This window comes from Streptomyces misionensis, assembly GCF_007896895.1.
GTDB lineage: Bacteria > Actinomycetota > Actinomycetes > Streptomycetales > Streptomycetaceae > Streptomyces > Streptomyces misionensis_A.
The window spans coordinates 21943-29158 of the sequence record NZ_VOGW01000175.1 but is presented as its reverse complement, the minus strand read 5'-3'; the positions used below and the strand labels follow the sequence as shown (position 1 = coordinate 29158).

The window sequence follows — 7216 nt, the reverse complement described above, 5'->3', positions numbered from 1 at the left end:
GTGTACCTCGCCGGCGCCGGGCTGGCGGGCGGGGTGGTGCTGTGGGCGCTCGGGCTGCACACCTCGGGCAGCGGGGTGCTCGACGCGCGGTGGGGGCTGATCCCGCTGGTGGTGACGGCGGGGCTCGAACTGCTGCGCCGCACACGACCCCAGTTCGCCTTCGTGTGCGGCACGTTCGCCCTCGTCTTCGACATGTTCACCCCGGGCAACGTGGCGACGATCCTGATGTTCACCGATCTCGCCTACACGGCCGTGCTCTACGGCTCACCGGCCGCCGCCCGCCGCATCCCGGTCACCACCGGGCTGGTCAGCCTCGGGGTGACGCTCGGCTTCCTCGTCTGGTGGGGCGAGCCCCAGGCGATCCTGGTCGGCCTCGGCTGTGCCGTCGTCTCCTTCGGTCCCGCCGCCACCGGGGCCCTGGTGCGCAACCACCACGAGGCCGCCGAGGCCGCCCGGCTGCGGGCCGAACAGACCGCGCTGCTCGCGGAGATGGACCGGACCCAGGCGGTCACCGCCGAACGGGCCCGGGTGGCACGGGAACTGCACGACATGGTCGCGGGCCATCTGTCGGCCATCGCCATCCACTCCACGGCCGCCCTCTCCCTCGACGACCCGGCCGCCTCCCGCGAGGCCCTCACCGTGATCCGGGAGAACAGCGTCGCCGGGCTGGCCGAGATGCGGCGGCTGATCGGCATCCTGCGGGACAGCAGCGGCGACATCGAGCCCGCGGTCACGCCGACGCTCGACGGCCTGGGCGCGCTGGTCGACGGCGCCCGCGCGGGCGGCCTGGACGTCACCCTGGACGCCGGGCACGGCACCGTCCCGGCGCCCGTCGAACTGGCCGCCTACCGGATCGTGCAGGAGTCGCTGACCAACGCGCTCAAGCACGCGGCCCAGGGCCCCGTCCGGGTCGCGCTGCGCCAGGCGGACGGTGCCCTGCGGGTCCGGGTGAGCAGCCCCTACCGGCCGGACGCGGCGTCCCGCGCCCCCGGCTCGGGCGCCGGGCTGCCCGGGATGCGGGAGCGGGCCGCGCTGCTCGGGGGCACCCTGAGCGCGGGCCCGGACGGCGACCGGTGGCTCGTGTGCGCCGCGCTCCCCCTGGCCGACGACACCGACGCCCGCGAAGGAGAGGCCCCCGCATGATCCGTGTCCTGGTCGCCGAGGACCAGTCGGCCGTCCGCGCCGGACTGGTGCTGATCCTGCGCAGCGCCCCCGGCATCGAGGTGGCCGGCGAGGCCGCGGACGGCGAAGGGGCCGTCGCGCTGGCCCGACAGCTGCGGCCCGACGTGGTGCTGATGGACGTCCAGATGCCGCGCCTCGACGGGGTGTCGGCGACCCGGCTGATCGCGGCGGAAGGACTCGCCGACGTCCTGGTGCTGACCACGTTCGACCTGGACGAGTACGTCTTCGGGGCGCTGCGGGCCGGGGCGGCCGGGTTCCTGCTGAAGAGCGCGGAGGCCAGGGACCTGATCGACGCGGTGCGCACGGTGGCGCGCGGCGAGGGGATCGTGGCACCGGCCGTGACCCGGCGGCTGATCGCCGAGTTCGCCGCCGGACCGGGGCCGGGCGCCCGGCCGGACCCCGCCGTACTGGCGGGGCTGACCCCGCGTGAACGCGAAGTGCTCTCGCTGCTCGGCGAGGGGCTGTCCAACGCGCAGATCGGCCTGCGCCTGGAGATGGCGGAGGGCACGGTCAAGTCCCACGTCAGCCGGTTGCTGGGCAAACTCGGGCTGCGCAGCCGCGTCCAAGCGGCGGTTCTGGCGCACGAGTTGGGCGCCTAGGCGCGCTACGGCCAGATTGGTCCAGACCTATTGACCCGTGGTCCAGACCTTTCTACCCTCGGGGCACCGTGGGCATGAAGGCTCAGTCATGCCCCCTGTCACCCCCACTACCAAGGGAGGCGCAGCGTGCGCTTCAGACACAGAGCCGCGGCAGGACTCGCGACCCTGATACTCCCCCTGGCCGGACTGGTCTCTCTCGCGAGCCCCGCCCCGGCCGCGAGCGACGCCACGGCGGCGAGCGGTGTGACCGCCAGCTTCACCAAGTCCAGCGACTGGGGAACCGGGTTCGGCGGTCAGTGGACCATCAAGAACTCCGGCACCGCCAGCATCAGTTCCTGGACCGTCCAGTGGGACTTCCCCTCGGGGACGTCCGTCACCTCCGCCTGGGACGCCGACGTCACCAACTCCGGCAACCACTGGACGGCGAAGAACAAGTCCTACAACGGCACCCTCGCCCCCGGCGCCTCCGTGAGCTTCGGCTTCAACGGCTCCGGCCCCGGCTCCCCGAGCAACTGCACGCTCAACGGCGACAGCTGCGACGGCACCTCGGTCCCGGGCGACGCCGCCCCGAGCGCCCCCGGCACCCCGACCGCCTCCGGCATCACCGACACCTCGGTCAAGCTGACCTGGGGCGCGGCCACCGACGACAAGGGCGTCAAGAACTACGACGTGCTGCGCGACGGCAAGGTCGTCGCCACCGTGACCGGCACCTCGTACACCGACACCGGGCTCACCGCCGGCACCGACTACTCCTACTCCGTGCAGGCCCGTGACACCGCCGGCCAGACCGGCCCGGTCAGCGCCGCGGTCGCCGTGCACACCACCGGGGGCGGCGGCACCACTCCCCCGCCGACCAGCGGCAAGATCAAGATGGGGTACTTCACCGACTGGGGCATCTACGGCCGCAACTACAACGTGAAGAACCTGGTGACCTCCGGCTCCGCCGCCAAGATCACCCACATCAACTACGCCTTCGGCAACATCACCGGCGGCAAGTGCGCCATCGGCGACTCCTACGCCGACTACGACAAGGCGTTCACCGCCGACCAGGCCGTCAACGGCGTGGCCGACACCTGGGACCAGCCGCTGCGCGGCAACTTCAACCAGCTGCGCGAGCTGAAGGCCAAGTACCCGAACCTCAAGGTGATCTGGTCCTTCGGCGGCTGGACGTGGTCCGGCGGCTTCGCGGACGCGGCCAAGAACCCGGCGGCCTTCGCCCAGTCCTGCTACGACCTGGTCAACGACCCGCGCTGGGCCGATGTCTTCGACGGCATCGACATCGACTGGGAGTACCCCAACGCCTGCGGCCTGACCTGTGACACCAGCGGTCCCGCGGCCTTCAAGAACGTGGCGGCCGCGCTGCGCGCCAAGTTCGGCAGCAAGCTGGTGACCGCCGCGGTCTCCGCCGACGGCTCCAACGGCGGCAAGATCGACGCCACCGACTACGCGGGCGCCGCCCAGTACCTCGACTGGTACAACGTGATGACGTACGACTTCTTCGGCGCCTGGGACGCGAAGGGCCCCACCGCCCCGCACTCCCCGCTCACCTCGTACAGCGGCATCCCGCAGGCCGGCTTCACCACCGCCGACGCGATCGCCAAGTACAAGGCGGCCGGCGTGCCCGCCACCAAGCTGCTCATCGGCATCGGCTTCTACGGCCGAGGCTGGACCGGCGTCACCCAGGACGCCCCGGGCGGCACGGCCACGGGTCCGGCGACCGGCACCTATGAGCAGGGCATCGAGGACTACAAGGTGCTCAAGTCGTCCTGCCCGGTCACCGGCACCATCGCGGGCACCGCGTACGCCCACTGCGGCACCAACTGGTGGTCGTACGACACCCCGTCGACCATCGCCGGGAAGATGAGCTGGGCCAAGACCCAGGGCCTGGGCGGCGCGTTCTTCTGGGAGTTCAGCGGTGACACCAGCGACGGCGAGCTGGTGAACGCCATCAGCAGCAACCTCTGAGCCGGACGGCTCCGCACGACATCGCCCCTCTCCCGGCGTCCGGGAGAGGGGCGACGCGATTACGCCACGTTCACCCGCTGGCCGGGCGGCGCCGCCTCCAGCCACGCGAGAAATCCGGTCAGCGCGTCCTCGCTCATCGCGAGTTCGAGGCGGGTGCCCCGGTGGGTACAGGCGAGGACCACCGCGTCGGACAGCAGCGCCAGTTCCTCCTCGCCCTCCGGCAGCCGGCGCCCGGCCACCTCGATCAGGGCGCGTTCCAGCACCCGGCGGGGGCGCACGGCGTAGGAGAAGACCCGGTACCACTCGATCCGGTCACCGTTGTAGCGGGCGACGCCGTAACTCCACCCTTTGCCGCCGGCATCCGGTTTGTCGGCCACGTCCCAGCGCAGCGAACAGTCGAAGGTCCCGCCCGAACGCTGGATCAGCCGGCGCCGCAGGCCGAACAGGAACAGCCCCAGCACCACGAGCGCGACCACGATCCCGCACACAGTCAGAGCGAGGACCATCGGCACCGACCTCCTCGTCTCCTAGGTAACGGAACGGAAAAAACACCCGGATCTGCCTCAGCCGCGGCCAGGACCCTGAGGTCCCAGCCGCGGCTGAGGTTACGTCATCACACGGTGCGCGGTGTCAGCGCGCCGTCGCCGCACGAAGCCGGACGTCCGCACGGCGCTCGGCGGCGGCATCGCCCTCCGCCTTCGCGCGTTCGAGCTCCCGCTCGGTGCGCTGGACGTCGATCTCGTCCGACAGCTCGGCGATCTCGGCCAGCAGCGACAGCTTGTTGTCCGCGAACGAGACGAAACCGCCGTGCACCGCGGCGACGACCGTGCCGCCGTCACTCGTACGGATGGTCACCGGGCCCGACTCCAGCACACCGAGCAGCGGCTGGTGACCGGGCATGACGCCGATGTCGCCGGAGGTGGTGCGCGCGACGACCAGGGTGGCCTCGCCGGACCAGACCTGGCGGTCCGCGGCGACCAGCTCGACGTGCAGCTCAGCAGCCAAGGGTGGCTCCTCGGGTCACCACCCGGCAGGGGCGCCGGGTGTTGGGGTCAATTCTAGTGGGCGTTGCGGAGGGGGCGGGACGCGCCCGCCCCCTCACAAGAGCACGGGGCTCAGGAGACGCCCAGCTCCTTGGCGTTGGCCTTGAGGTCCTCAAGACCACCGCACATGAAGAACGCCTGCTCCGGGAAGTGGTCGTACTCGCCGTCGCAGATCGCGTTGAACGCGGCGATCGACTCGTCCAGCGGCACGTCCGAACCGTCCACGCCGGTGAACTGCTTGGCGACGTGGGTGTTCTGGGACAGGAAGCGCTCCACGCGACGGGCACGGTGGACGACGAGCTTGTCCTCCTCGCCGAGCTCGTCGATACCGAGGATCGCGATGATGTCCTGGAGGTCCTTGTACTTCTGCAGGATGTTCTTCACGCGCATGGCCGCGTTGTAGTGGTCCGCCGAGATGTAGCGCGGGTCCAGGATGCGGGACGTGGAGTCCAGCGGGTCCACGGCCGGGTAGATGCCCTTCTCCGAGATCGGACGGGAGAGAACCGTCGTCGCGTCGAGGTGGGCGAAGGTGGTCGCCGGGGCCGGGTCGGTCAGGTCGTCGGCGGGGACGTAGATCGCCTGCATCGAGGTGATCGAGTGACCGCGGGTCGAGGTGATGCGCTCCTGGAGGAGGCCCATCTCGTCGGCCAGGTTCGGCTGGTAACCCACCGCGGACGGCATACGGCCGAGCAGGGTGGAGACCTCGGAACCGGCCTGCGTGAAGCGGAAGATGTTGTCGATGAAGAACAGCACGTCCTGCTTCTGGACGTCACGGAAGTACTCGGCCATGGTGAGGCCGGCCAGCGCGACGCGCAGACGGGTGCCCGGGGGCTCGTCCATCTGACCGAAGACCAGCGCGGTCTTGTCGATGACGCCCGAGTCGGTCATCTCCTCGATGAGGTCGTTGCCCTCACGGGTGCGCTCACCGACACCGGCGAACACGGAGACACCGTCGTGGTTGTTGGCGACACGGTAGATCATCTCCTGGATGAGCACCGTCTTGCCGACGCCGGCGCCGCCGAACAGACCGATCTTGCCGCCCTTGACGTACGGGGTGAGCAGGTCGATGACCTTGACGCCCGTCTCGAACATCTCGGTCTTCGACTCGAGCTCGTCGAAGTTCGGGGCCTTGCGGTGGATCGGCCAGCGCTCGCCGTCGTACTGCTCGTCGACGTTCAGCACCTCACCGAGGGTGTTGAACACCTTGCCCTTGGTGAAGTCGCCGACCGGCACCGAGATCGGCGCGCCGGTGTCGACGACCGGGGCCTGGCGGACCAGGCCGTCGGTGGGCTGCATGGAGATGGTGCGGACCAGGCCGTCACCCAGGTGCTGGGCGACCTCCAGGGTCAGCGTCTTCTTCTCGCCGGCGTTGGCCGGGTCGGCCACCTCGACGTGCAGCGCCTGGTAGATGTCCGGCATCGCGTCGACGGGGAACTCCACGTCGACGACCGGGCCGATGACCCGGGCGACGCGGCCCGTAGCCGTCGCGGTCTCAACAGTGGTGGTCATTTATCGGTCACTCCCCGCGGTCGCGTCGGCCAGGGCGCTCGCGCCACCGACGATCTCGCTGATTTCCTGGGTGATTTCGGCCTGGCGGGCCGCGTTGGCAAGGCGGGACAGCGTGTTGATCAGCTCGCCCGCGTTGTCGGTGGCCGACTTCATCGCGCGCCGCGTGGCGGCGTGCTTCGAGGCGGCCGACTGGAGCAGCGCGTTGTAGATACGGCTCTCCACGTAGCGCGGCAGGAGGGCGTCGAGGACGTCCTCCGCCGAGGGCTCGAAGTCGTAGAGCGGAAGGATCTCGCCCTCGTGCTTCGTCTCCTCGGCGACCTCTTCGAGGCGCAGCGGAAGCAGCCGTGCGTCCAGCGCGGTCTGCGTCATCATCGAGACGAACTCGGTGAAGACGATGTGGAGTTCGTCCACGCCGCCCTCGGCCGTGTCCTTCTCGATGGCCTCGATCAGGGGCGCCGCCACCTTCTTGGCGTCCGCGTACGACGGCTCGTCGGTGAAGCCCGTCCACGACTCCGCGACCTTGCGCTCACGGAAGTTGTAGTGGGCGACACCGCGCCGGCCGACGATGTACGTGTCGACCTGCTTGCCCTCGCGCTCCAGGCGCGCGGTCAGCTGCTCCGCGGCCTTGATGGCGTTGGAGTTGAAGGCGCCGGCCAGACCGCGGTCGCTCGTGAGGAGCAGGACCGCGGCACGGGTCGGGGTCTCGGCCTCCGTGGTGAGCGGGTGCTTGGTGTTCGACCCCGTACCGACCGCCGTGACCGCGCGCGTCAGCTCGGTCGCGTACGGCGTGGAGGCCGCCACCTTGCGCTGTGCCTTGACGACACGCGAGGCGGCGATCATCTCCATCGCCTTGGTGATCTTCTTGGTCGCGCTGACGGATCGGATGCGACGCTTGTAGACCCGGAGCTGGGCTCCCAT

7 protein-coding genes are annotated in these 7216 nt (G+C 70.4%); 3 read left to right on the top strand and 4 right to left on the bottom strand.

Annotation, left to right across the window (positions count from 1 at the left end):
• The 3 genes from FRZ03_RS29210 to FRZ03_RS29200 all read left to right on the top strand — a co-directional run.
• A partial coding sequence (locus FRZ03_RS29210; protein WP_146468093.1) for a sensor histidine kinase occupies positions 1-1143 on the top strand: 1143 nt, incomplete at its 5' end.
• Positions 1140-1781 (top strand): response regulator, encoded by a 642-nt coding sequence (locus FRZ03_RS29205; RefSeq protein ID WP_146468092.1) that lies wholly within the window; start codon positions 1140-1142, stop codon positions 1779-1781. The genes FRZ03_RS29210 and FRZ03_RS29205, both read left to right, overlap by 4 nt.
• Positions 1782-1907: 126 nt before the next feature.
• Positions 1908-3746 carry a glycoside hydrolase family 18 chitinase gene (locus FRZ03_RS29200; protein WP_146468091.1) on the top strand — a complete coding sequence of 613 codons (1839 nt, stop codon included), beginning with the start codon at positions 1908-1910 and terminating at the stop codon, positions 3744-3746.
• Between the two features lie 59 nt (positions 3747-3805).
• On the opposite strand, the gene FRZ03_RS29195 is transcribed toward FRZ03_RS29200, so the two are convergent.
• From FRZ03_RS29195 to FRZ03_RS29180, 4 genes are all read right to left on the bottom strand, one after another.
• Positions 3806-4252, bottom strand: coding sequence for a DUF2550 domain-containing protein (locus FRZ03_RS29195; RefSeq protein WP_070027806.1), 447 nt, complete (start codon positions 4250-4252; stop codon positions 3806-3808).
• A 124-nt stretch (positions 4253-4376) separates the two neighbouring features.
• The gene (locus tag FRZ03_RS29190; protein WP_037656493.1) at positions 4377-4751 is read right to left on the bottom strand and encodes a F0F1 ATP synthase subunit epsilon; all 375 of its coding nucleotides are present in this window, start codon (positions 4749-4751) and stop codon (positions 4377-4379) included.
• A 110-nt stretch (positions 4752-4861) separates the two neighbouring features.
• Positions 4862-6298, bottom strand: coding sequence for a F0F1 ATP synthase subunit beta (gene atpD, locus FRZ03_RS29185; RefSeq protein WP_070027812.1), 1437 nt, complete (start codon positions 6296-6298; stop codon positions 4862-4864).
• Positions 6299-7216 (bottom strand): F0F1 ATP synthase subunit gamma, encoded by a 918-nt coding sequence (locus tag FRZ03_RS29180; protein WP_070027814.1) that lies wholly within the window; start codon positions 7214-7216, stop codon positions 6299-6301.

What these genes read in the sequence shown, in the direction of transcription:
- FRZ03_RS29205 (WP_146468092.1), top strand. Translation starts at nt 1,140, where the DNA reads ATGATCCGTGTCCTGGTCGCCGAGGACCAGTCGGCCGTCCGCGCCGGA.
- FRZ03_RS29195 (WP_070027806.1), bottom strand. Translation starts at nt 4,252, where the DNA reads ATGGTCCTCGCTCTGACTGTGTGCGGGATCGTGGTCGCGCTCGTGGTG.
- atpD (WP_070027812.1), bottom strand. Translation starts at nt 6,298, where the DNA reads ATGACCACCACTGTTGAGACCGCGACGGCTACGGGCCGCGTCGCCCGG.
- FRZ03_RS29180 (WP_070027814.1), bottom strand. Translation starts at nt 7,216, where the DNA reads ATGGGAGCCCAGCTCCGGGTCTACAAGCGTCGCATCCGATCCGTCAGC.